Annotated in this window: 22 protein-coding genes; 21 read left to right on the forward strand and 1 reads right to left on the reverse strand. The window is 52.9% G+C overall.

Features of this window, described 5'->3' with window-relative positions:
- The 18 genes from RKA07_RS02770 to RKA07_RS02855 all read left to right on the forward strand — a co-directional run bounded on the left by RKA07_RS02770 (nucleotide 1) and on the right by RKA07_RS02855 (nucleotide 19,618).
- Nucleotides 1–1,281 (forward strand): MFS transporter, encoded by a 1,281-nt coding sequence (locus RKA07_RS02770; RefSeq protein WP_310965493.1) that lies wholly within the window; start codon nucleotides 1–3, stop codon nucleotides 1,279–1,281.
- Between the two features lie 344 nt (nucleotides 1,282–1,625).
- On the forward strand, nucleotides 1,626–3,512 hold the full coding sequence (gene mnmG / locus RKA07_RS02775) for a tRNA uridine-5-carboxymethylaminomethyl(34) synthesis enzyme MnmG (protein WP_200370873.1): 1,887 nt from the start codon (nucleotides 1,626–1,628) through the stop codon (nucleotides 3,510–3,512).
- Between the two features lie 8 nt (nucleotides 3,513–3,520).
- A complete protein-coding gene (gene rsmG / locus RKA07_RS02780; protein ID WP_200201628.1) occupies nucleotides 3,521–4,162 on the forward strand; it encodes a 16S rRNA (guanine(527)-N(7))-methyltransferase RsmG in 642 nt (213 codons plus the stop codon).
- Between the two features lie 64 nt (nucleotides 4,163–4,226).
- Nucleotides 4,227–5,021 carry a ParA family protein gene (locus RKA07_RS02785; protein ID WP_200201629.1) on the forward strand — a complete coding sequence of 265 codons (795 nt, stop codon included), beginning with the start codon at nucleotides 4,227–4,229 and terminating at the stop codon, nucleotides 5,019–5,021.
- A gap of 65 nt (nucleotides 5,022–5,086) precedes the next feature.
- A complete protein-coding gene (locus RKA07_RS02790; RefSeq protein ID WP_310965549.1) occupies nucleotides 5,087–5,962 on the forward strand; it encodes a ParB/RepB/Spo0J family partition protein in 876 nt (291 codons plus the stop codon).
- 203 nt (nucleotides 5,963–6,165) lie between these two features.
- Nucleotides 6,166–6,558 carry an ATP synthase subunit I gene (locus tag RKA07_RS02795; protein WP_310965494.1) on the forward strand — a complete coding sequence of 131 codons (393 nt, stop codon included), beginning with the start codon at nucleotides 6,166–6,168 and terminating at the stop codon, nucleotides 6,556–6,558.
- Nucleotides 6,559–6,573: 15 nt separating this feature from the next.
- A complete protein-coding gene (atpB, locus tag RKA07_RS02800) occupies nucleotides 6,574–7,425 on the forward strand; it encodes a F0F1 ATP synthase subunit A (protein ID WP_310965495.1) in 852 nt (283 codons plus the stop codon).
- A 53-nt stretch (nucleotides 7,426–7,478) separates the two neighbouring features.
- Nucleotides 7,479–7,706, forward strand: a complete 228-nt coding sequence (atpE, locus tag RKA07_RS02805) for a F0F1 ATP synthase subunit C (protein ID WP_200201632.1) — start codon at nucleotides 7,479–7,481, stop codon at nucleotides 7,704–7,706.
- Between the two features lie 95 nt (nucleotides 7,707–7,801).
- Nucleotides 7,802–8,272, forward strand: a complete 471-nt coding sequence (locus tag RKA07_RS02810; protein ID WP_200201633.1) for a F0F1 ATP synthase subunit B — start codon at nucleotides 7,802–7,804, stop codon at nucleotides 8,270–8,272.
- A gap of 11 nt (nucleotides 8,273–8,283) precedes the next feature.
- Nucleotides 8,284–8,820 (forward strand): F0F1 ATP synthase subunit delta, encoded by a 537-nt coding sequence (locus tag RKA07_RS02815; protein WP_200201634.1) that lies wholly within the window; start codon nucleotides 8,284–8,286, stop codon nucleotides 8,818–8,820.
- Nucleotides 8,821–8,848: 28 nt separating this feature from the next.
- Nucleotides 8,849–10,393, forward strand: coding sequence for a F0F1 ATP synthase subunit alpha (atpA, locus tag RKA07_RS02820; RefSeq protein WP_200201635.1), 1,545 nt, complete (start codon nucleotides 8,849–8,851; stop codon nucleotides 10,391–10,393).
- A 67-nt stretch (nucleotides 10,394–10,460) separates the two neighbouring features.
- A complete protein-coding gene (gene atpG / locus RKA07_RS02825; RefSeq protein ID WP_200201636.1) occupies nucleotides 10,461–11,321 on the forward strand; it encodes a F0F1 ATP synthase subunit gamma in 861 nt (286 codons plus the stop codon).
- Nucleotides 11,322–11,374: 53 nt separating this feature from the next.
- Nucleotides 11,375–12,769: a F0F1 ATP synthase subunit beta gene (gene atpD, locus RKA07_RS02830; RefSeq protein ID WP_200370876.1), complete on the forward strand. Its 1,395-nt coding sequence runs from the start codon at nucleotides 11,375–11,377 to the stop codon at nucleotides 12,767–12,769.
- A gap of 36 nt (nucleotides 12,770–12,805) precedes the next feature.
- On the forward strand, nucleotides 12,806–13,228 hold the full coding sequence (locus tag RKA07_RS02835) for a F0F1 ATP synthase subunit epsilon (RefSeq protein WP_100687617.1): 423 nt from the start codon (nucleotides 12,806–12,808) through the stop codon (nucleotides 13,226–13,228).
- A 119-nt stretch (nucleotides 13,229–13,347) separates the two neighbouring features.
- Nucleotides 13,348–14,712, forward strand: a complete 1,365-nt coding sequence (gene glmU / locus RKA07_RS02840) for a bifunctional UDP-N-acetylglucosamine diphosphorylase/glucosamine-1-phosphate N-acetyltransferase GlmU (RefSeq protein ID WP_200370878.1) — start codon at nucleotides 13,348–13,350, stop codon at nucleotides 14,710–14,712.
- A gap of 56 nt (nucleotides 14,713–14,768) precedes the next feature.
- Complete coding sequence (glmS, locus tag RKA07_RS02845) at nucleotides 14,769–16,601, forward strand: glutamine--fructose-6-phosphate transaminase (isomerizing) (protein ID WP_200201639.1); 1,833 nt, start codon at nucleotides 14,769–14,771, stop codon at nucleotides 16,599–16,601.
- Between the two features lie 139 nt (nucleotides 16,602–16,740).
- Nucleotides 16,741–17,562, forward strand: coding sequence for a TnsA endonuclease N-terminal domain-containing protein (locus tag RKA07_RS02850; RefSeq protein WP_248231521.1), 822 nt, complete (start codon nucleotides 16,741–16,743; stop codon nucleotides 17,560–17,562).
- Nucleotides 17,546–19,618 (forward strand): TnsB C-terminal domain-containing protein, encoded by a 2,073-nt coding sequence (locus RKA07_RS02855; protein WP_310965499.1) that lies wholly within the window; start codon nucleotides 17,546–17,548, stop codon nucleotides 19,616–19,618. Before RKA07_RS02850 ends, RKA07_RS02855 begins: the two co-directional genes overlap by 17 nt.
- A gap of 8 nt (nucleotides 19,619–19,626) precedes the next feature.
- Here RKA07_RS02855 and RKA07_RS02860 read toward each other — a convergent pair whose 3' ends face one another.
- On the reverse strand, nucleotides 19,627–19,800 hold the full coding sequence (locus tag RKA07_RS02860) for a hypothetical protein (RefSeq protein ID WP_310965501.1): 174 nt from the start codon (nucleotides 19,798–19,800) through the stop codon (nucleotides 19,627–19,629).
- 75 nt (nucleotides 19,801–19,875) lie between these two features.
- On the opposite strand from RKA07_RS02860, the gene RKA07_RS02865 reads away from it, so the two are divergent.
- From RKA07_RS02865 to RKA07_RS02875, 3 genes are read left to right on the forward strand one after another with little or no spacing between them, the layout of a single operon-like run.
- Complete coding sequence (locus tag RKA07_RS02865; RefSeq protein ID WP_310965502.1) at nucleotides 19,876–21,270, forward strand: AAA family ATPase; 1,395 nt, start codon at nucleotides 19,876–19,878, stop codon at nucleotides 21,268–21,270.
- 13 nt (nucleotides 21,271–21,283) lie between these two features.
- Nucleotides 21,284–22,822 carry a TnsD family Tn7-like transposition protein gene (locus tag RKA07_RS02870; protein ID WP_310965504.1) on the forward strand — a complete coding sequence of 513 codons (1,539 nt, stop codon included), beginning with the start codon at nucleotides 21,284–21,286 and terminating at the stop codon, nucleotides 22,820–22,822.
- Nucleotides 22,776–24,386, forward strand: a complete 1,611-nt coding sequence (locus RKA07_RS02875) for a Tn7-like element transposition protein TnsE (RefSeq protein ID WP_310965505.1) — start codon at nucleotides 22,776–22,778, stop codon at nucleotides 24,384–24,386. The genes RKA07_RS02870 and RKA07_RS02875 overlap by 47 nt, the downstream gene beginning before the upstream one ends.
- Nucleotides 24,387–24,637: the final 251 nt, after the last annotated feature.

The raw sequence follows: 24,637 nt of genomic DNA on the forward strand, positions 1-24,637 counted from the left end.
ATGGCCATATCCAGCCAGTTCCGCCTACTGGGACAGCGTCGATTTTTGCCGTTTTACCTCACTCAGTTTTCCGGGGCGTTTAACGACAACCTCTATAAAAACGCACTCCTGTTGCTGATTGCCTACAAGACCACGGGCTTGATGGGGCTATCTGTGAACACGGTAATCAATCTGGCTGCGTTTCTGTTTATTTTGCCGTTCTTTCTGTTTTCCGGCATTGCCGGGCAGATGGCGGATAGCTATGAAAAAGCCGCCATAATCCGCAAGGTAAAACTGGCTGAGATAGCCATTATGGTACTGGCCACCCTGGCACTCTGGATTGGTTGGTACGAAGGGCTCCTGGTGTTGCTGTTCCTGATGGGGGCCCAATCTACGTTTTTCGGGCCGGTGAAGTACGCCATTTTGCCCCAGGTGCTTGGGGATGATGAACTGGTGGGCGGCAATGGCCTTGTGAGCATGGGCACCTTCGTGGCGATTTTGCTCGGCACCATAGCAGCCGGTTTGCTTATGGGGCTTGAGGGGGCCGCAAAGCTGACGGCCACAAGCGTACTGGTGATGGCGGTTCTGGGCTATATTGCCGCAAGACAAGTGCCAGACACCGGAGTTGTCAGCAACGGGCAGGCAGTTCGCTTCCGCCCTGTTTTGGAAACCTGGAACCTCATGAGTGTGGCCGCCGAGCGCAAGCCGGTACTCTGGGCGATTCTCGCCATTTCCTGGTTCTGGTTTCTTGGTGCAGCCTATCTCACCCAGTTTCCCAATTTTGCCCTGAGTAATCTGCGGGGTGATGAAACTGTGGTCACACTTCTGCTATCCATGTTTATTGTGGGCATATCGATCGGATCGATGATGTGTGAGCGCCTTACGCGACATCGCATCACTCTTGCCCCTGTTCCCTGGGGCGCACTTGGCCTGACTCTGTTAGGGATAGATCTGTTCTTTGCAGTACCGGCAAGCCCGGAGCCTTCTACCTGGTGGACTCTGGTGACCGACCCGGCTTACATCCGGGTATTGCTCGATCTGGTGGGCATCGGGGTTTGTGGCGGGTTGTTCATTGTGCCCCTTTACGCATTTATCCAGCATGAAACCCCTCAAAATAAACGGGCGCAAATCATTGCGGCTCTCAATGTAATCAATGCGCTGTTCATGGTTGCGAGCGCGCTCACAGGTATCCTTGTTCTCGGGGTTCTGGATGTAAGCATTCCGGGCTTCTTCTTGCTGTTGTCATCGGCTAATGGGCTGGTGCTTATCGCGGTGTGGCGGTTGAGACGGCGGACAGGATAAGAGCCTGTGGATAATTAATTGGATAAGCTGCGGACAAGCTTTGGATAGTTTTTATTAATACCTTTTAAAACAACGGGTTGCTTGTCAATACAAGGCTCTTGATAAGCAACAGATTTGTGGATAACTTTATTGAAAACTATTTGAGGAGAGCTGCCCAAGCCTATGAAAACCTGATGATTTCGGTTTTCCACTTCATTGGAAGGGTAGCTGAACAGTTATTTTTCGGGTGTTGGCTGCCATCTGTAGGTGCTTCTGGTTAAAATTTGCACATTCTGACTGCATTTTTCCGGGTGAAACGTTATACTCCTGGCCCTGTTTTTATCCCCCGATTTCCGAGGTGAGCTGTGGATTTTCCGACCCGTTTCGATGTAATTGTCATTGGTGGTGGCCATGCCGGTACCGAAGCTGCGCTTGCGGCCGCGCGCATGGGCTCGCAAACCCTGCTGCTGACCCACAACATTGAAACACTCGGGCAGATGTCCTGTAACCCGGCCATCGGTGGCATTGGCAAAAGCCATCTGGTGAAGGAAATTGATGCCCTTGGCGGCGCTATGGCACAGGCCACGGATCTGGCGGGCATACAGTTCCGGGTACTCAATAGCCGCAAAGGCCCGGCTGTACGGGCTACCCGTGCTCAGGCTGACCGGGTTCTGTATAAGGCAGCCATTCGCCAGGTTCTCGAAAGCGAGCCAAACCTCACCTTGTTTCAGCAGGCTGCAGATGACCTGATTGTGGAAAACGATCAGGTAACCGGCGTGGTGACCCAGACAGGCATCCGGTTTAACGCCAAAACCGTTGTGCTGACAACCGGCACCTTTCTCGGCGGCGTTATCCACATTGGCATGCAGCAGCATTCCGGCGGCCGTGCCGGCGATGCTCCAGCCAACGCGCTGGCTCAGCGGTTGCGGGAATTGCCGTTTAACGTGGGCCGCCTGAAAACCGGCACACCACCGCGTATTGATGCTCGCAGTGTTGATTTTTCGGTTATGCAGGAGCAGTGGGGCGACAACCCAGCACCAGTGATGTCGTTTATTGGCAACCGGGACCAGCATCCTGAGCAGGTGTGCTGCTACGTTACCCGCACCACCGAGCAGACCCACGATATTATTCGCAGCGGCTTTGATCGCTCGCCCATGTTTGCCGGCAACATTGAAGGTGTCGGGCCGCGCTATTGCCCGTCGATTGAAGACAAGGTTAACCGCTTTGCCGACAAGGACTCGCATCAGATTTTTGTAGAGCCAGAAGGCCTGACCACCAACGAACTATACCCGAATGGCATATCCACCAGCTTGCCATTTGATATTCAGCTGGCGGCAGTGCGTTCCATTCCGGGTTTCGAAAACGCCCATATCACGCGACCCGGTTATGCCATTGAATACGACTATCTGAACCCCCAGGATCTGCGCCACACTCTGGAAACCAAGTTTATCCAGGGCCTCTATTTCGCTGGCCAGATCAACGGTACCACCGGCTATGAAGAAGCCGGTGCCCAGGGTTTGCTGGCGGGTATCAACGCCGCCCTGCGGGCGCAGGAAAAGAGCGAATGGTATCCGCGCCGCGATGAAGCCTATCTCGGGGTGCTGGTGGACGACCTGATCACCATGGGGACCAAAGAGCCTTACCGCATGTTCACCAGCCGCGCGGAATACCGGCTTATCCTCCGTGAAGACAATGCTGATCTGCGTCTCACCGAAACTGGCCGCAAGCTGGGCCTGGTGAACGACGAGCGTTGGCAAAAATTCAATGCCAAGTTTGAGGCCATTGCGACAGAGCGCAAGCGTCTGGAGACCACCAGGATACACCCTGCAACTGAAGCGGGTGAACGTGCCAATAACTTTCTCAAGCAACCCATGACCCGGGACCACACCCTGGCTGAGTTGCTTCGCCGCCCGGAAATTGCCTACAGCCACGTAGCGGAGATTGGGGCCGCGCAATCGGAAGACCCGGTTGTGGCGGAACAGGTGGAAATCGAGATCAAGTACGAAGGCTACATTTCGCGCCAGACCGATGAAATCGAGCGTTTACGCCGGAATGAGAACACGGCGCTGCCTATCGACCTTGATTACGATGTCATCGGCGGGCTGTCGAATGAGATCAAGCAGAAACTGAAAGAGGTTCGACCGGAAACCGTTGCCCAGGCATCGCGAATCCAGGGTGTAACGCCGGCTGCGATCTCGCAGATTCTGGTAAACCTGAAAAAGCGCGAGTTATTGCGCAAGCAGAGCGCCTGAATGCTGCCATGACTCAAACTCTCTGGCAGCGCCAACTCCGGGAAGGGCTGGGGCACATGCAGCTCTCCCTCGATGACCACAAGCAACAACAGCTGTTGGCATTTCTTGCTCTGCTTAACAAGTGGAACAAGGCATACAACCTCACGGCTGTGCGCAACGAGGGGGAGATGGTTTCCCGCCAGTTGCTCGACAGCCTCAGTATTCTGCCTTGGGTAACCACGGAACATCTTCTCGATGTGGGTGCCGGCGGTGGCCTGCCGGGAATTCCGTTGGCTATTGTGATGCCGGAAACGCGCTTCACCCTGCTGGACAGCAACGGCAAGAAAACCCGCTTTCTGAATCAGTGTGTACTGGAGCTGGGCCTCAAAAACGTGGATGTTATCCATGGCCGTGCCGAAGACTGCAAGCCGGAGCAGCCATATAGCCAGATCAGCAGCCGTGCGTTTACCGCCTTGGATAACCTGGTGGCCTGGTGTGGCGACCTGCTGGCGCACAATGGCAGCTTCCTTGCCATGAAAGGCCAGTATCCGGATGATGAGGTGGCTGCCCTTCCAGCGGGTTGGCAGGTATCATCCACGCATACTCTTGGCGTTCCCGGCGCTGGCGGCGAGAGACACCTGCTGGTCCTGGGTCGGTCAGAGCAACTCTAACCAGAAAAAACCCAGTACTCGCAACAGTATTCGGCAGCGGTATTCATTAACAAGGAGGCGAGACATGGCGCGCGTGATTGCAGTGACCAATCAAAAAGGTGGTGTGGGCAAAACCACTACCTGCGTCAATCTTGCAGCCTCACTGGCCGCCACCAGGCGCCGGGTTCTGCTGGTGGATATGGACCCCCAGGGCAACGCCACCATGGGCAGTGGTGTTGACAAAAGCTCCCTGGAACTATCGGGTTACGACTTGCTTACCAAGCGTGCGACCGCTGCCGAGGTGATTATTCCTGCAGAGGCCTCCGGCTATGACATCATGCCGTCCAATGGCGATCTGACCGCCGCTGAAGTTGAGCTGATGAACGAGATTGGCCGGGAGCATCGGCTCAGGCTTGCCATCAATGGCGTTCGAGACAACTACGATTACATTCTGATCGATTGCCCGCCCTCACTCAGCCTGTTAACGGTGAACGCTCTGTCTGCCGCTGATTCAGTACTTATTCCCATGCAGTGTGAGTACTACGCTCTGGAAGGTCTGGCTGCACTGATGAATACCGTGGAGCAGATCAAGGAGACGGTTAACCCGAATCTGGAGATCGAGGGCATCCTCAGGACCATGTACGACCCCCGGAATAGTCTCACGCTGGATGTGTCTGGCCAGCTTACAGAGTATTTCGGAGACAAGGTGTACCGTGCGGTAATTCCCCGTAACGTGCGTCTTGCGGAGGCGCCCAGCTATGGCATGCCCGCATTAAAGTATGACAAAACCTCCAAGGGTGCGATTGCTTACCTGGCGCTGGCCGGTGAAATGGTGCGTCGCCACGGGGTGAAAAAGACATCGGCTCCGGTTGCGGTGTAACATAGTGGCTGGTCTCTCTTAATAAAGAAGCACAACGACTATCAACGGGAAGAATGACTGACACCATGGCGGCGAAGAAACGAGGATTGGGCGAGCGCGGGCTGGGAGCCCTGCTGGCCGGCTCCAGGGTGAACCTGGATCAGGAACTGAAAAACCATGACGGTGAGTTGCGGCAGGTTCCTATCGATCTGATCCAGCGCGGCCGTTTTCAGCCACGCCGTGACATGGACCCAGCCGCTCTGCAGGAGCTGGCAGACTCCATTCGCCAGCAAGGGGTGATGCAGCCCGTTGTTATTCGTCCCATTGCGGAAGGCCGCTACGAGCTGATTGCCGGTGAGCGCCGCTGGCGGGCTACCCAAATGGCGGAGCTCGACAGCATCCCTGCCATCATCCGGGATGTTCCCGACGAAGCCGCCATTGCCATGGCGCTCATCGAGAACATTCAGCGTGAAAACCTCAATCCTATAGAAGAGGCCTTCGCGCTCCAGCGTTTGCAGGACGAGTTCGGCCTGACTCAGGCCCAGGTGGCGGAAGCTGTGGGTAAATCCCGCTCCACCATCACCAATCTTCTGCGACTGATTGGGCTAACCGAAGATGTGCGCTTGATGCTGGAGCATGGCGATCTGGAGATGGGCCATGGCCGAGCCATGCTGACGCTCACGCCGGAGCAGCAGATGCAGGTGGCGAAGCAGGTTGTCGCCAAATCCTTGTCAGTACGCCAGACAGAAGCCCTTGTCCGCCGGATGCAGCAGGAAACCGTTGCTGGGAAACCCACAAAGTCGGGCGCCATTGATCCCAATATACGTGCCCTGCAAGATGATCTTGCTGAGCGCCTGGGGGCAAAAGTATCCATTGCCCATGGTCAGCGCGGCAAAGGCAAATTGGTTATTGAGTACAGTTCGCTGGATGAGTTGGACGGTATTCTGGGCCATATCCGCTAATTGAAAATAAATTCGACATTCAGGCCGAAGTCCAGCAACCACCAGATGTCGTGACCGCAAAGGCGGCTACCCACTAGCTGTGTGATAAATGGCGGTTCACAATCCCGATATGACGAAAAAACAGCCAGGTTTAGTGCAGAGTCTGGTTGAACAACAAGTGCTTAAAACATATAATTTCGCGCGATTGGAATTATGGCGGTGATATGAAACCTCGGCAATCTCGAATCACCCAGGTTCCTTTGGCCCGTTGGCTGATCATTGAGTTTACCGGGTTGAGCATTTTCAGCCTGTTGTGGTGGCTTCACAGTCCTTTGGCCAGTTATTCCGCGTTTATCGGCGGTCTTATATTTATAGTGCCAAATGCCTGGTTTGTACACCGGGTTTATCGTTACCAGGGCGCCCGTAATGCGCACCTGATGGTGGGGAATTTGTTCCGGGCGGAATCCACTAAAATCGCCCTTACCGCAGTTTTTTTCGCGGCCGTTTTCACTTTAATGGAGCCGGTACATGTACCGGCTCTGTTATTCACTTTTGCTGTGATGGTCCTGGCAGGCGGCGCATTGCGCTGGCTGATACGGCCTCAACCACGGCGATGACTGGACGAGAGCAGAATGGCTGATACCCCAGTAGAGTATATAAAGCACCACCTCCAGAATCTGACCTATGGCAAGCTTGAGGCTGGCTATGAGCGATTTGACGGCAGCTTGATGAGCGAGTCCGCATGGACCTTCGCCCGCACCGCGCAGGAAGCCTCCGATATGGGGTTCATGGCTGTCCATGTGGACACTTTGGGCTGGTCCATTGCAATGGGTCTCCTGTTTCTGGGACTTTTCCGCTATGTCGCAACGCGTGTCACTACAGGTGTGCCGGGCGCTTTGCAGAATCTGGTGGAAGTCACTGTAGAATTTATCGAAAACCTGGTGCGCGATGGCTTCCATGCCCGTAACCCGATGATTGCACCACTGGCGCTGACCATTTTTGTGTGGATTTTGCTGATGAACATGCTCAAGTTCATCCCGGTAGACTACGTGCCCATGCTGGCTTCGGCTATGGGTCTTGAGTACTTCAAGATTGTCCCGACAACCGATCCCAACGCCACCTTTGGTATTTCCATAGGCGTTTTCCTGCTAATCATCTTCTACAGCCTGAAAGTGAAAGGTATTACCGGTTTCGCCAAAGAGCTGAGCATGCAGCCTTTTAATCACTGGGCTCTGATTCCTGTAAACCTGGTATTGGAAGTTCTGGTTCTGGTAGTGAAGCCCATCAGTCTGGCACTGCGTCTGTTCGGTAACATGTATGCTGGCGAAGTAGTGTTTATCCTGATCGCACTGTTGCCGTTCTGGGCACAGTGGACACTGAACCTGCCCTGGGCAATTTTCCATATTCTGGTAATTCCGCTGCAGGCATTTATTTTCACAATGCTGACAATAGTTTATCTTGCAGCGGCGCACGAAGATCACTGATTTACCCGTTAAAAAGCAAACCCTTAACTATCTGAAAAACTGAGGAGTTCTCAATGGAAATGGTATATATTGCAGCAGCGATCATCATCGGTATGGGCGCACTGGCCACCGGTATTGGCTTCGGTATTCTGGGCGGCAAACTGCTTGAAGCTACAGCCCGTCAGCCAGAAATGGCTAACCAGCTGCAGGTTAAAACCTTCATCATGGCTGGTCTGCTGGACGCCGTTCCAATGATCGGTGTTGGTATCGCGATGTACCTGATCTTCGTTGTTGCTGGCTAATCAGCCCAATAATGCGGGCGCTGTTCTGGTAATCAGAGCTCGGCGCCCGGTATTTTGGTCTCCAGCACGCAACGAATAGCAAGAGGTATATTGCCGTGAATATAAACCTTACGTTGATAGGGCAATCGATTGCCTTCGCTATTTTCGTCTGGTTCTGCGTGAAATATGTTTGGCCGCCGATTACGGCTGCTATGCAAGCGCGCCAGAAGAAGATTGCTGATGGTCTTTCCGCTGCTGACCGGGCTTCACTGGATCTTGAGCTAGCTCAGGAAAAAGCCGCCCAGCAAATGCAGCAAGCCAAAGAAGAAGCTTCCGTTCTGATTGATCAGGCCAACAAGCGTGCCGCTCAGATTGTGGAAGCGTCCAAAGACGATGCCCGCAAAGAAGGCGAAAAGCTCATAGAGCAAGCCCGAGCGGAAATTCAACAGGAGCGTGTTCAGGCTCGCGACGCACTAAGAACTGAAGTGGCATTGCTTGCCATTGCCGGTGCCGAGAAGATTCTGGAAACCTCTGTCGATGCCAAAGCTCACAGCGAGATGCTGGACAAGCTGGCAGCACAACTCTAAGCGAGGGTCCCATGGCAGAACTGACTACGTTAGCCCGGCCCTACGCAAAAGCCGTTTTTGAAGCCGCGAAAGAGCGAGACGCCGTTGGATCTTGGGATCAGGCTCTTGCTCTTGTTGGTATGCTGGCAGCGGACGGCGCTGTGAAGAAAATTCTGGCCAATCCTGGCCTGTCTGAGCAACGCAAGGCAGAGCTGTTTTTCGATACTGCTGAAGAACAGATGCCCGAAGCGCTCAGAAACTTCCTGTTGATTCTTGCTGAAAACAAGCGCCTGGCGTTGCTGCCGGAAATTTCAACCCTGTTCACCTTCTACCGCGCAGAACTTGAGCGCACGGTAAACATGAAGGTAAGTACTGCGTTTGAAATGACTCCGGAAGAGCAGCAAAAGCTGGCAGAAGCATTGTCCAGGAAACTGGAGCGTAAAGTCGCCCTGGAAACCGCTGTTGATCGTTCGTTGATTGGCGGCGTGGTGGTAAATACCGGCGATTTGGTTATTGACGCTTCAGTCCGTGGCAAGCTGGCCAAAATGGCTAAAGCTCTGGGCTCCTGATTTCAGCAAAAGGTTTGAGGACAAAGGCATGCAGCAACTGAATCCATCCGAGATCAGTGACATCATTAAAAAGAGAATCGAAAAGCTCGATATCTCTTCTGAAGCAAAAAACGAAGGCACTATCCTGTCTGTTGCAGATGGTATTGTGCTGATCCACGGCCTTGCCGACGTAATGTCCGGCGAAATGATCGAATTTGCTAACGGCACATACGGCATGGCGCTGAACCTTGAGCGCGACTCTGTCGGTGCCGTAGTACTGGGCGACTATGAAGGTCTGGCTGAAGGCCAGAAAGTTCGTTGTACCGGCCGTATTCTTGAAGTGCCTGTTGGTCCGGAATTGCTTGGTCGCGTTGTTGACGGTCTGGGTAACCCGATCGACGGCAAAGGCGAGCTGGGTACTACCCTGACCGATCCCGTTGAGAAGGTAGCACCGGGTGTTATCGAGCGTCAGTCTGTTGATCAGCCGATCCAGACTGGTATGAAAGCGATCGATACCATGGTTCCGGTTGGCCGCGGCCAGCGTGAGCTGATCATTGGTGACCGTCAGATTGGTAAGACAGCTGTCGCCATCGACGCGATCATCAACCAGAAGAACTCCGGCATCAAGTGTATCTATGTTGCCATTGGCCAGAAGCAGTCTTCGATTGCTGCGGTTGTGCGCAAGCTTGAAGAGCATGGTGCGATGGATCACACCATTGTGATTGCCGCTGGCGCCGCAGACCCGGCCGCGATGCAGTTCCTGGCACCGTACTCCGGTACCACCATGGGTGAATACTTCCGTGACCGCGGTGAAGATGCCCTGATTGTATACGATGACCTGTCAAAGCAGGCTGTTGCTTACCGCCAGATCTCCCTTCTGCTGCGTCGTCCACCAGGTCGTGAAGCTTATCCTGGTGACGTTTTCTATCTGCACTCCCGTCTTCTGGAGCGTGCATCCCGCGTAAACGCGGACTACGTTGAAAAGTTCACTAACGGTGAAGTGAAAGGCAAGACCGGTTCTTTGACCGCACTGCCAATCATCGAAACCCAGGCTGGTGACGTTTCGGCTTTCGTACCGACCAACGTAATCTCCATTACCGACGGTCAGATCTTCCTTGAGACCAACCTGTTCAACTCCGGCATCCGTCCGGCGATGAACGCTGGTATTTCGGTATCTCGGGTAGGTGGTGCAGCTCAGACCAAGATCATGAAGAAACTGGGCGGTAACATCCGTCTGGCGCTGGCTCAGTATCGCGAGCTGGCAGCGTTTGCGCAGTTTGCTTCGGATCTGGATGACGCGACACGTAAGCAGCTCGAGCACGGTCAGCGTGTTACTGAACTGATGAAGCAGAACCAGTACAGCCCAATGACTGTGGCTGAAATGGGTAGTGTTCTGTTCGCAGCTAACGAAGGCTTCCTTGATGACGTAGACGTCGCCAAAGTTGTTCAGTTTGAAGCCCAGTTGTTGGATTGGTTGCGTTCAGAGCAAAAAGAACTGCTTGAGAAGATCGGTGCCGAAGGCAACTACAACGATGACGTTGCCGCAGGTCTTAAAGCTGCGCTGGAGAAATTCAAGACCACTCAAACCTGGTAACACCGCTGGCCCGCTGCGGCGGGCTTGCAGGTCCAAATGAGTGTCTAACTTGAAAGGGCAGTGATCTATGGCCATCGGAAAAGAAATACGTAACCAGATCGGCAGCATCAAGAGCACGCAAAAAATCACCAGCGCCATGGAAATGGTTGCGGCGAGTAAAATGCGTAAAGCTCAGGAACGCATGCGGGCTACGCGGCCTTATGCGGAGAAGATGCGCCAGGTAATTGGACACATTGCCAAGTCCAATAAGGATTACCGTCATCCGTTCATGATTGAGCGTGAGGTGAAACGTGTAGGCTACATCGTTATCTCCTCCGACCGCGGATTGTGCGGTGGTTTGAACTCCAATGCGTTCAAATTGCTCGTGCGCGAAATGCGTGAATGGAAAGACAAGAATGTTGCGATTGACCTCTGCGCTATCGGGCAGAAAGGCGCTTCATTTTTCCGCAGCTACGGTGGCAACGTGGTCGCGGCACTGACACACATCGGTGACGATCCCAGCGCGGAAGTTCTGATCGGTAACGTCAAGGTGATGCTCGATGCTTTCAGTGAGGGCAAGATTGACCGCCTGTATCTGGTGAGCAACGAATTCGTCAACACCATGACGCAACTGCCGAAATCAGAGCAGCTACTGCCGCTGCCGGAAGGCATCGAAGAAGATATCGGTACCCAGTGGGATTACATTTACGAGCCGGATGCACGTCCGATTCTCGACGGGCTACTGCCACGCTATATTGAGTCCCAAGTGTATCAGGGCGTGGTAGAGAACCTGGCTTGCGAACAGGCCTCCCGAATGATTGCCATGAAGAGTGCTACCGATAACGCCGGTGACATTATCAAAGACCTGCAGTTGGTATACAACAAAGCTCGTCAGGCAGCCATTACGCAAGAGATTTCGGAAATTGTGAGCGGCGCAGCATCGGTCTGATTCGCCACAATCCTACTGGTATTATTGACTATGAAGATAACGAGGAACCGAGCATGAGTAGCGGACACATCGTTCAGATCATTGGCGCGGTTATCGACGTGGAATTCCCACGTGACGCCGTTCCAGGCATTTACGACGCACTGCTGCTTGAAGGTGGCGAAACTACACTGGAAGTTCAGCAGCAGCTGGGCGACGGCGTTGTTCGCACCATCGCGATGGGCAGCACTGAAGGCCTGAAGCGTGGCCTGAAAGCAGAAAACACACACAAGCCGATTTCGGTACCTGTGGGCACCCAGACTCTGGGTCGCATCATGGACGTTTTGGGTCGTCCTATCGACGAAGCCGGCCCTATCGGTGAAGAAGAGCGTTGGGCTATCCACCGCAAAGCACCCAGCTATGCAGATCAGTCAGCTTCTGCCGACCTGCTGGAAACAGGCATCAAGGTTATCGACCTGATCTGCCCGTTCGCCAAGGGTGGTAAAGTTGGCCTGTTCGGCGGCGCCGGTGTGGGCAAGACTGTTAACATGATGGAACTGATCAACAACATCGCGAAAGAGCACTCCGGACTCTCCGTATTCGCAGGTGTTGGTGAGCGGACTCGTGAAGGTAACGACTTCTACTACGAAATGAAGGACTCTAACGTTCTTGATAAAGTAGCGATGGTCTACGGCCAGATGAACGAGCCCCCAGGAAACCGTTTGCGTGTTGCCCTGACCGGTCTCACCATGGCTGAGAAGTTCCGTGACGAAGGTCGTGACGTACTGTTGTTTATCGACAACATCTACCGTTACACCCTGGCCGGTACCGAAGTATCGGCACTGCTGGGTCGTATGCCCTCAGCGGTAGGTTATCAGCCGACTCTGGCCCAGGAAATGGGTGAGTTGCAGGAGCGTATTACCTCCACCAAGACTGGTTCTATCACGTCCATTCAGGCGGTATACGTACCGGCGGATGACTTGACTGACCCGTCACCAGCTACCACTTTCTCGCACCTTGATGCGACTGTGGTACTGAGCCGTGACATCGCTTCCAAGGGTATCTACCCTGCGATCGATCCGCTGGACTCCACCTCCCGTCAGCTGGATCCGCTGATCATTGGTGAGCAGCATTACACGGTTGCCCGTGGTGTGCAGAACGTACTGCAGCGCTACAAGGAACTGAAAGACATCATCGCCATTCTGGGCATGGACGAACTGTCTGAAGAAGACAAGCAGATCGTTTCCCGTGCTCGTAAGATTGAGCGTTTCCTGTCTCAGCCGTTCCACGTTGCTGAAGTATTTACCGGTTCACCTGGCAAGTACGTGTCTCTGAAAGAGACCATCAGCAGCTTTGAAGGCATCCTTGCCGGTGACTATGATGATATGCCTGAGCAGGCGTTCTACATGGTTGGCGGCATGGACGAAGCCATCGAAAAAGCGAAGGCCATGAAAGCGAAAGAAGCTAAGTAATCCTCTTTCAATTTCTGACCCAAGAGGCTTAGAGATATGGCTATGACTGTACATTGTGACGTCGTAAGCGCTGAGAAGAAGATTTACTCCGGTCTGGTAGAGATGCTTATCGCTACCGGCACCGAGGGTGAGTTGGGCATTCAGTTTGGCCATGCTCCGTTGCTGTCCGCGCTTAAGCCGGGGGCAGTCCGGATCATCAAACAAGGTGGCGAAGAGGAAATCCTCTACGTTTCCGGGGGATACCTGGAAGTGCAGCCAAATCTTGTAACATTGATGGCCGATACAGCGGTGCGGGCGAAAGACGTTGATGAGGCTGCCGCAGTGCAGGCTCAAAAAGACGCCGAAGCAGCATTGGCGAACAAGACGGGTGAGTTTGAGTACTATCGTGCGGCTGCAGAGTTAGCCGAAGCGGCTGCTCAGCTACGCACCCTGCAAAAGCTGCGCAAAAACGTTCGATAGAACAGATTGCGAGAGCTTGCATCGAAGAAGCCGCATCCTTCCATTCCGAGGTGCGGCTTTTTTGTTGTGTGAACTACCATTGATATAGAACCCCGACCACGTAAGGGAGTTGTTGCCCCATGTCACCGTTGCACGTTGTTATCCTGGCTGCCGGCCAGGGATCAAGGATGAAATCATCGCTGCCGAAGGTACTGCATAAAGTGGCAGGGCGGTCGATGCTCCATCACGTGATCGAGACTGCCCAGACATTGGGCGCCGAAAAAGTACATGGCGTGATTGGCCACGGGGCTGATCAGGTACGAGAGGCTTCAAAGGCTTACAGCGTAAGCTGGGTGATGCAGGAACAGCAGCTGGGAACAGGCCACGCTGTCGCTCAAACACTGCCTGAGCTGCCTGACGATGCCAGGGTTCTGGTGCTTTATGGTGATGTGCCTCTGACCACAGCACAAACCCTGCAGGGTTTGGTGCAGGGTCTGGACGAAACCACCCTTGGGTTGTTAACGGTGACTCTGGACAACCCCCAGGGCTATGGCCGTATTTTGCGCGACCAAGCGGGGCAGGTTACCGCCATCGTTGAACAAAAAGACGCCAGCCCGGAACAGCTGGCTGTTAATGAAGTCAACACAGGCATTCTTGCCGTAAGTGCGCGCCACTTGAAAGCCTGGCTTCCCCAGCTATCAAGCAGCAACGCCCAGGGCGAATATTATCTCACTGATATTATCGCCATGGCGGTTCAGGCTGGCATGACGGTAAACGTGGCTCAGCCGGGCAACCCGTTTGAAGTACAGGGCGTGAACAATCGCCTGCAACTGGCCGAGCTTGAGCGCTGGTATCAAAGCCGGGAAGCAGAGCGCCTGATGACTGAAGGCGCCACCCTGGCTGACCCATCGCGAGTGGATGTGCGCGGTGAACTCACCATCGGCAACGACATTCTGATCGATGTGAACGTGGTCTTTAATGGCAAGGTGACACTGGGCAGCCATGTATCCATCGGTCCCGGTTGTGTCATCACCGATAGCAACATCGCCGATGGCGTCCATATACATGCCAACAGCGTCATTGAGCAAAGCAATGTGGGCCCCAATGCCAACGTTGGGCCCTTTGCTCGCCTGCGGCCAGGCACGCAACTGGCAGCTAACAGCAAGGTAGGGAATTTTGTTGAAACAAAAAACACCATCGTTGGCGAGGGCAGCAAAATTAACCACCTGAGTTACGTGGGTGATGCTACGCTGGGCGCTAACGTAAACGTAGGTGCAGGCACTATTACCTGCAACTATGATGGCGTGAACAAGTACAAAACCGTGTTGGGCGACGGTGTGTTTGTAGGCTCCAACAGCGCGCTTGTGGCGCCGGTTACGATTGCTGCAGGTGCCACAGTTGGTGCTGGCTCTACGATTACCAAGGATGTGCCTGAGCAGCAACTGGCCGTAGCCCGGGGTCGCCAGCGCAACATCTCCGGCTGGCAAAAACCGGAAAAACACTGACCGTAATTTTCTCCCGGTAATTACCACGATTTTTTATCACGAACAGGACAGACAGCATGTGTGGCATTGTAGGTGCAGTTTCGGAACGGGACGTTCAGGGCATTCTTCTTGAGGGCCTGCGCCGCTTGGAATACCGGGGATATGATTCTGCCGGTATGGCCGTTCTGGATGGCAAGAGTGCCGTTCAGCGCGCTCGGGAAGTGGGCAAGGTAGCCTCGCTTGCGGCTGCCATTGAAGCCAACCCACTCACAGGTTATCTGGGTATTGCTCACACCCGTTGGGCAACCCACGGAGAGCCATCACAGCTTAATGCTCACCCACACATGTCTGGCGACCGCCTCGCAATCGTGCACAACGGTATCATCGAGAACTACCAGGAACTGCGCGAGGAACTGAAGGCCGACGGCTTCAAGTTTACGTCTGAGACGGACACAGAAGTTGTTGTGCACTTGATAGAAAAGAACTACCGCGAACTGGGCAAACTGTACGAGGCGGTGAAGATCTCTGTAACCCGCCTGCGCGGTGCCTATGCGCTGGCAGTGGTGCATGCCGATGAGCCTGACCACATGGTGGTTTGCCGTGAAGGTAGCCCGCTGGTTGTCGGCGTGGGGATCGGTGAAAACTTCATTGCGTCTGACCAGCTTGCGCTGCTCCCCGTAACCGACCGCTTCATTTTTCTGGAAGAAGGCGACCTTGCGGATATCCGTCGCGACCGTATTGAAATTCACGACCGCAGCGGTGCACTTGTTGAGCGCGCCACCAACCGTTTTGAGCACAGTGCAGACTCCGCCGACAAAGGTGAGTATCGCCACTACATGCTCAAAGAGATTCATGAGCAGCCAAGAGTCATCAAGGCCACCATGGAAGGACGAGTCACCGCCACCAAGGTACTGGAACAGGCTCTGGGGACCGAAGCTGGCAACCTGCTGCAGGACGTTCGCCATGTACAGATCATTGCCTGTGGTACCAGCTACCACGCTGGCATGGTGGCTCGCTACTGGATTGAAGATCTGGCAGGTGTGCCTTGCTCCGTGGAAGTAGCCTCCGAGTTTCGCTATCGCAACCACGTAATCCAGAAAGACACCCTGTTTTTGTGTATCTCACAGTCTGGTGAAACCGCCGATACGCTGGCCGCACTGCGCCAGGCAAAAAAGGCCGGTTTTCGCGCCGCCCTGGCGATCTGCAACGTACCGGGCAGCACCCTGGTGCGGGAATCAGACCTGGTTATCATGACCCAGGCCGGCCCCGAAATTGGCGTTGCCTCCACCAAAGCCTTTACTACCCAGCTAACGGCCCTGCTGTTATTTACTTTGGCACTGGCGCGTAAAAATGGTCTGAGTGAAGAGCGGGAAGCCGAGATCGTCAAAGCGCTACATTTGGTGCCGGGCCAGGTGAACGACGTGCTGGCGCTGGATGGTGAAATCGCTGAAATGTCCATGCGCTTCATGGACAAAAACCATGCCCTGTTCCTGGGCCGTGGTTCTCAGTACCCGGTGGCGATGGAAGGCGCGCTGAAGCTGAAAGAGATTTCGTATATTCATGCAGAAGCCTATCCCGCAGGCGAGCTAAAGCATGGTCCTCTGGCACTGGTGGACAGCGAAATGCCCGTAGTCACGGTTGCCCCCAACAATCACATGGCCGAGAAGCTGAAATCGAACCTGGAAGAAGTGCGTGCCAGAGGCGGCGAGCTATTCGTGTTTGCGGATCGTGCGGCGAACATAAAGCCGGAAGATAATATCCACGTGATTCAGCTTCCGGAAGTACACGAAATCACCGCACCGATTGTGTATACCGTGCCGTTACAGTTGCTGTCGTATCACGTTGCCGTGCTTAAAGGCACAGATGTGGACCAGCCCAGAAACCTCGCAAAGAGCGTGACGGTGGAATAAATCTGCAGCACACGGCCTTCTTCGTGTGGGATCATAATATAGTTGGTAACTTAATAATAAAGTCGGTAACTTCGTAATAAAGTTGGTAACTACCGAGCGTTGTGGCAAAGTCGGGTCATTCTTCTCAGGAATCTAGGGAATGACCGACTATAAGCTCGACAACCGTGCCAAGAAGTGGATCAAAGAAGGGCGAGGCAAGGGAAGTGGTAAGGACTACCGCCCCTGGCTCACTGTCAGAGATTTACCCTCCCAAGGCCGTTCACATCGAGTAATGGGCCATCTGACTCAACGTACCCATCACTTTCTCTCTGACCTGGAGCTGGCGACTTTCTTGTTGCTTGAATGGAACTCAACGGTCAGTGACATCCGGGAGCAATTTCCCCTCCACGTAGAAGACACACTCCGCCTAGCTGAAGAAGCCAACATACGGCACCCGGAAATCGGTGGATATACACAAGTCATGTCCACCGATTTCGTTGTTGATTTCTCGGCCTCCTCCGGGGCACGGCGAATGGCCATTCAGGTTAAAAGCTCATCCGATCTAAAAGATTCAAGAACCATCGAGAAGCTGGAGCTTGAGCGCCGGTACTGGCAGCAGAAAGGCATCTCTTGGTGCCTGGTAACGGAAAAGCAGATCCCGGGAACCGTGGTGAAGAACCTGGAAACGCTCTATGCCGCCAGAGTACAAATTGACAGTCTGGATTCACTCTTCAATGGTCTCCCTGTATATCTGAACTTCCTAGGTGCTCATCCCAATACCAAACTCCCAGAAATAGCGATGTTAGTTGATCAGTCCTATTCTCTGGAGCCGGGCGCTACTCTTTCGCGACTGCGAGCCTTGATGGCTTTAAGGGCATTGACGTTCGATATTTCAATTCCCTGGAGTCAATTGGTGGCTGCAGATCTTCAGGTTGTTGAAGACATAGCATTATTGAGGGCAAGTCATGCTGCGAATCAATGATGTGGCTCAGGTAGGTGAAGAACGATACCGGGTGCTGACAATCTCTGGCAGCTTTTTCACTTGGATCAACATCGATTCAGCCAAAGCCTTTCCAGAAATGGTTACGTTAGCCAACATTGAACAGTGGGCGTTTGATGAATCTCTCAAGCGGGTAGAAGATCCTTTTTCGTATCTCGCGTCTATTGTAGTTCAGCAAGGGACAAAAGCGCAGAAAATACGCGACAACAGATACCAACTGATTGCGCCATTGCTTGTCAACGAGGACATCTATTATCGCAATGGCAGAGGTCCGTTGGTTCAAACCCGAAGTGAGCAAACCAGCACGCCGAGAAAAACGCTTTATAGGCATCTGCGACAGTACTGGCAGCGAGGATCGATACCCAACGCTCTGCTCCCTGATTACAGCAAGTCCGGCGCTAAAGGCCAGAAGAAAAATTCCAGCAAGAAACTGGGTCGCCCTCGAAAAACCTCCCCGGGGACCGGAACAACCGTTGATTCGGCCATTGAGCGGATGTTCCGAATCGTGATTGATCGACACTACGTTAACGATAAGGGGCACACGATGCCCTACGTCCACAGACGATTTACAGATATGTTCGAGACGGCAAATCCCGAAGTGCGTCAAGAAGATTATCCAACGGTTGTTCAACTTCGGTACTTCTACGAACGCGAGTACAAAAAAGCGGATCGGATTCGCTTGCGAGCCAACAGAATTTCCTACCAGAAAGACATTCGCCCTCTGACAGGTACCGCCACAGCGGGTGTTCTTGGACCAGGGTCTCGGTATGAGATCGACGCGACGATTGCCGATATTTACCTGCTATCCGCAGACCGCCAAAGTGTGATTGGCCGCCCGACGTTATACGTGGTGGTCGATGTATTCAGCCGTATGGTGGCTGGTTTTTATGTGGGGCTGGAAAACCCATCCTATGTGACGGCGATGAGTGCGCTGACGACCTCCATGTCTGACAAGACCCAGCTGTGTGGTCGATACGGACTGGAGATTATTGCTGACCAGTGGCCCACCGTCGGGATACCCGATGCAATCCTGGCAGATCGTGGGGAGTTGCTTGGCCATCAAATAGAGTCACTGGAAAAGGCTTTCGGCGTCCGGATCGAAAATACGCCGCCATACCGTGGTGATGCAAAAGGGATAGTCGAACGTTATTTCCGCACGTTGCAAGCCGAATTTAAACCGTTTGCACCGGGTGTAGTTACCGGTACCAGAGTCCGAAAACGTGGCGGTAAAGACTATCGTTTGGATGCAACGCTGACCCTGGATGACTTTACCCGGATCATGTTGGCCTCCATTCTGCACCGGAATCAGTACGCAGTGCTGCCGAAGTATGATCGTGATGCGGATATGCCCAATGATATGGCATTAACACCCCTCAACATTTGGAATTGGGGAATACAAAATCGGACTGGGCGATTGAGGACTGCTTCTGAAGAAGCTCTACGAATTGCTTTGCTGCCGAGGCAAAAGGCCTATTTGTCCGATTTGGGTGTGAGCTGTTTTGGTGCTTACTACACATCCAAGGAGTTATTGGCATCCGGTTGGCTGCATCGCAACGGAGAACGCAGGGTAACCAACTTATATGCCGCCTATGATCCAGCAGTCGCTGACAATATCTATCTTTTCCCCGAAGACGGCAGCTCGGAATACTGGGTGTGCTCTCTGACAGATCGTTCGCGCCAGTATCGAGATAAGTCGATGTGGGAACTGTGGGCCAGTCAGGAACAGCAGCGGCAAGCTGCCAGCACCGCAAAGGTTGCTGAAACTACAAGCAAGCGAAACCTTGAAAATCTGATCAGCCAAACAATCAAGGACGCTGAACGTTCACGTCCTACGGTCTTTAAACAATCCAAAGCAGAGACAGTCAGGGGTATACGCGACAGTCGAAAGCAGGAGCGGGATGCTCAGAGGATCGAACAAACGAAAGCACGGCAGCCTGACAAGACCAAACCAAAGTCTGAGGTAACCTACCTACAGGGTAAGCCGGATGACGGCGCTTTCCCTGACTTTATCGACGAGCTGTTTGGAGACGACGAATGACCCTACCCTCAGGCATGGTGAGTGCTGTTTACCAGGAAACGGGCGTTCCGAGCTACCAGGGAAACCCGTTCATCGAGGCGTTGCCACCTATCCTTGAGCGCAAGCAGCTTAGAGACGGGCTTGGCGGAAGCATAGAACTCCGACCGGCTGACATCTATCTCGATGGCGAGACCAGAATACATATTATCTCTCATCTTCTGGATGGCTTCTTTCAGCCGTTAGCGCGACACGTAGAACTGGAATCCAAGATCTCGATCATGCTGCGTCAGGGTTATGTTGGAAGAAACCTGGCCACCGGAGATCTCTCGACCCACATCCAGAATGGGTACGAGCGCATCATGCAGGGAAATTTGTCAGCATTCCGGTTTGACCATGTTGAATCGACAGCGAAAAGCCTGGCGTTTATCGGGTGTTCTGGTTCTGGAAAGACCAGTTCACTTAATCGAATTTTAGCAACCTACCCGCAGTTGATACACCACCCAGAGCATAACTTCACACAAATCGTATTTTTGAAAATTGACTGCCCGCACGATGGCTCCCTCAAGAGCCTGTGCCACAATTTTTTCCGGGAAATTGATTCCGTTTTAGCCACAAACTACGTCAAGCGCTACGCTGAAAAGCGTCATGGTGTAGAAACACTGATTGCCGTGATGTCGCATTTGGCAAATACCCACGCTATCGGGCTGTTGGTGATTGATGAGATTCAACATTTGAGTATTCGGGCATCAGGTGGTGCTGAAAAAATGTTAAATTTTTTCGTGACCTTGGTGAATGAAATCTCTATCCCGGTTGTAATGGTCGGCACACCAAAAGCCAGACCAATATTTGAAATGGACCTGCGCTCTGCACGTCGTGGCGCCGGGTTTGGCTCTATATTATGGGAGCCACTGGGAAAGCCAGCAGTTGGCGGAAATATACTGCGTACCGAATGGGGCGCGTTCACGAGCAAGCTCTGGAAATACCAGTGGCTGACTAAGGCCAGTGAGGAGATCGACGACGAAATAAGAGATCTGTGGTTTGATCTTTCTCAAGGCATCATGGACGTTGTGATCAAGTTGTTTGTGCTTTCACAAATACGTGCGGTGGTGACGGGTACGGAACGGATTACAGCCAACATTCTGAAAGCGGTCTATCAAGACGAGCTAAAACCAATTCATCCAATGATGGAAGCGTTGCGATCCGGCGACCCCAGCAAAATTGCCCGCTATTCTGATCTCACGATTCCTGATATTGATAAGAAGATCCTGGAGCTCAGTAATCTATTGGAATCCAGCAAAGGCCATATTCGAAAATCAGTTCGTTACGGTGGCAACGACCAGGCAATCAGGCTGCACAATATGCTGGTTGATATGGGCTACGAGTCGGATTTATTGGAACCCCTGATTGAGAGAGCGTTTGAGCAACACCCTGAATTACAAATAAAAGATCTGATGCCCCTCATCCTGAGCTGGTATCAGTTTTCAGAGCAGTCGTCACAGGCGAAAAAGCAACGGAAGCCCAAATCGATCAAGGCAAAAGACTGGCATACACTCGACTCAGATGATCTTCGGTTTATGCACTCTCAGGCCGCCAACGAGGAGCAGATGTTGGAGGCTGTTCAGCAATCCGGCTTGGTGTTTAAGACTGATCGGTGGCTAACTTCTGGCGAGTAGGCGATAAGTCCGTATGCTGAATTTTCCGAATCCCTACCCCGAAGAATTGCTATATAGCACATTAGCCAGGGCAGGTATTCGGCATGGGATTCTTAGCCCCAAGCAGTTGTTGGACGAAATCTATGGCAACCGCAAAGTTATAGCAACTTTGGATCTACCCAATCAGCTGGAAAAGGTTGTGCGCTGGTTGCCACAGGGCTATGACCTGGAAACCATAGCGTACCGGCACACCCTGTTCCCCTTGTATGCCCCGTTCATCCCCGAAGAGCGCCGCAAACGTTGTCTGAAATGGATATCTGGCGAATCTCAGGGTGCAGTCCACCTCGCGATGGGCGTGGCAGCTTCAATTGTGAAGGCGCCGGGCCACATTCGGTACTGCCCAGGGTGTCTCAAAGAGCAAAAACACTCTGTTGGCGAATATTTCTGGCAACGTGATTGGCAAGTGGCCGGGGTGGAGTGCTGTGAAAGGCATGGAGCGTTGCTGAATACTGCTTTTATCAGACCTCTGAAAGATCGCCACCGTTACCATGCAGCGTCGCCTGACGCATGCCCGTTGTTTCCCCAAAAGCCAGTTTGTGACGAATCAGTGAGGATTCTGGATCAAATCCGACAGCTACTGTTGCAAAGGCCGACTATTTCTCCGAGCTTTGAGCAGTGGACAGCTCATTACCGTTGCCTGGCTCGACAGTATGGCTTTATCCGCGGGCATTCCCAAATTGACCATAGCGCTATCCTTGAGGCCGTGTCAGTTAAATGGTCGTCAAAATTTTTTAGACGGTATGGATTGGGAATAGAAGGTCAAGCAGGCAATTTGTGGCTGCAGGCCATATTCCGAAAACACAGGAAATCTTTTAGTTACCTCCAGCACATCATTGTTCACGAAGCGCTGTTGCCGGAGTACTGGCGTATTGGTGATGTTATTGACTGTGTTAGGAATTTACCTGTGCAATCAGCGGTGGCGATACCTGCAAGAGCAAATGTTGAAGCCACACCTGATTTAACAGAAGATCAGCAGGAGTGGTTGAAAGCACTGGAGGAGTGGCCACCGAAAGCAGCGAGGGCTGCCAAGCCGGCGCTCTATGCAAGGCTGTACCGATCCGAACTACTTTGGCTGAAACAGGTAAATCGTGACCAACGACGAGCAAGAACAGTAAGCAGAAAGCCGCGAGTCGACTGGGAACAGCGGGATCAGCATTACTTGGTAAAATTGCGAGAAGTACTCCGGTTTATACGAGCAGGTACGTCTGGGCCCCGGCAGTCCCGAACCTACCTCCTGCAACGGTTGGGGAAGAGCTCTACCCTGGAAAAGAGACTCCACCTGTTACCGCGAACCAGGCGGCTTCTGTTGCGTTATTCTGAGAGCGTTGCTCAATATCAGGTGCGTCGGTTGCAGAACGCGTGGTACGAAATCCAGCAGAATTTTGACCACCCGCCACGTTGGCGATTGTTGCGTTGCGCCGGACTCAGTGAAGAACGACTTACCAATGAAGCACGGGACTATCTAAATGGCCTCGAAAAAAGCTCCACTGCGTATCAAGAGAATCAGGGATAACAGTCGGATTAAAGAAATCGGTTTAATGTATCGACGTGTGGGTGGCTCAGACTGGCGTATCAATATCAGTCTGGACCCAGGCCAGCACAAAAAGAATTTCGCTATTTCGCAGCTGACGGTGCTGGCCAGGCGACGGGTTTTGAATGCGACGGAGCATTTCAAGCCAGCCGGGTATCCAGCAACGGCACATGTAGACGATGCAACTACGTGGTCGCATCGCAGAATAAGTGAATGTCCGATCAAGAACGTCAGTGAGCAGGAAGATCAGGATCAGTGGTGTTTCAGTTTTGAATCCGAAGGTATCGAGTTTTTCTTGCCCCAAATAGAGCTGGCCCGTGTGCTCTTTTTTCACAGCGCCTACATGACCCGACTCGCGATGCTTCCCAATGGATTGAGCGAAGAATTCGATATCCAGTCGGGCGATGAGCCAGACACAACAGAAATTCATATCCTGCCTACCAGCACACTCCCGTTGAAAGCGCGAGGGGATCACGAACAGCGCAGAGTGTTGGCCTGGATCCTGCTGGATGAAGAAACTCGAAATTCCTTCAGCAGCATCGCCCAAAACCAATTAAAAGAGGGTGAAGAGTCAAATGGCCATAGACGTTGGAAGTTTCGATTTGATCCTCCGGCATTGGCAAACGTGGAGCTCACGATGCGGGGGCAGTTTCAAAAGGAATCGCGGACATTCTTTGTTTATGAGATCGACAGTGTTGAGAACTTGACCGTTCAGAGTTCTACAACGGTTGAGTTTTTTGATCCCAGGTTTGCAGAACAGCAGGCAAGTAAGGGCGCGGCTGCTCAGGGAGCCTCAGCGCCTGTAACTGAGCCACTGATTGATGACGATGAGCTGCCTTCGCTGGATTCGGAGGAATACATTCTTGATGTTCCACCGGTCAAACTTTCATTCTCCCAGCCGGTTATGACGACTCGCAAAGCCTATAATGGCCGTCGTCGTTCTGGTGCGGAAAAAAGTGAGGAAACAGAGAGCGAGACAGGTGACGACCAAACAGACGTCAGTACAGACGAGCCGACAATCCGGGGTCAGTTACCGGCTGCCGAGTTTGATGCCATTGACGACCAAAGTGATGACACGCATCTGTACGCTCGTAAATTTGAGGCGTTTTCTGCCATGGTTGAACTGCTCAGAACAAAGGGGTGTCGACAGGTGTCTGGGGGTATCAGAAAACTGCCAGCACTTGCAGGTTACTCGAAACACTTGCTGGAGGATGGTAATCCACGGTGCATAGCATTTCACCTATTGACTAAACATGGCCAGAGCTATGCTCTCTTGGAGGTTGATACATCGGATAATAAAAACCGTCTGTCGACGTTGCTTTTAAAGCAACCTTCTCCGCGTTTCGATTGGCAGGCTGAGATAATTACCTTAGAGCAGTATTTATTAAAAAAATCATTGAATTGGCCAACCTCTCACCTAAAGTTGGTATTTCCTGACCGTCACAAGCGAATTCCGCATCCCAGAACGTCTTCAGAAAACAAAGGACTTTTAGAGCCTGATTCACTGCAACATTGGGTAGATAGGGTACTTGCGGCGATGGCATGAGGGGTAATACCCCCCATTTTAAGAGGGTTTTTCGGGAGGGGGGATACCGCTCATTTCTGTAGTGTTTTTGATTGTCGCGGGTTATGGAGAAGCCACCGGTGCGGTCAGCGCCGCCAGTGTTCTCTTTGTGCTAGGTCCCCTGATCACTGGATGGGCAAAGCTCCAGCCAGTGCCCGAATCTGAACCCCTTCATTGATTGATCTTTGTTCTGTAGGAACTGAACATGACAAGTTGGCGGGGCTTTTAAAACG

The sequence above is a fragment of the Marinobacter xiaoshiensis genome (assembly GCF_031631795.1).
Lineage (GTDB): Bacteria > Pseudomonadota > Gammaproteobacteria > Pseudomonadales > Oleiphilaceae > Marinobacter > Marinobacter xiaoshiensis.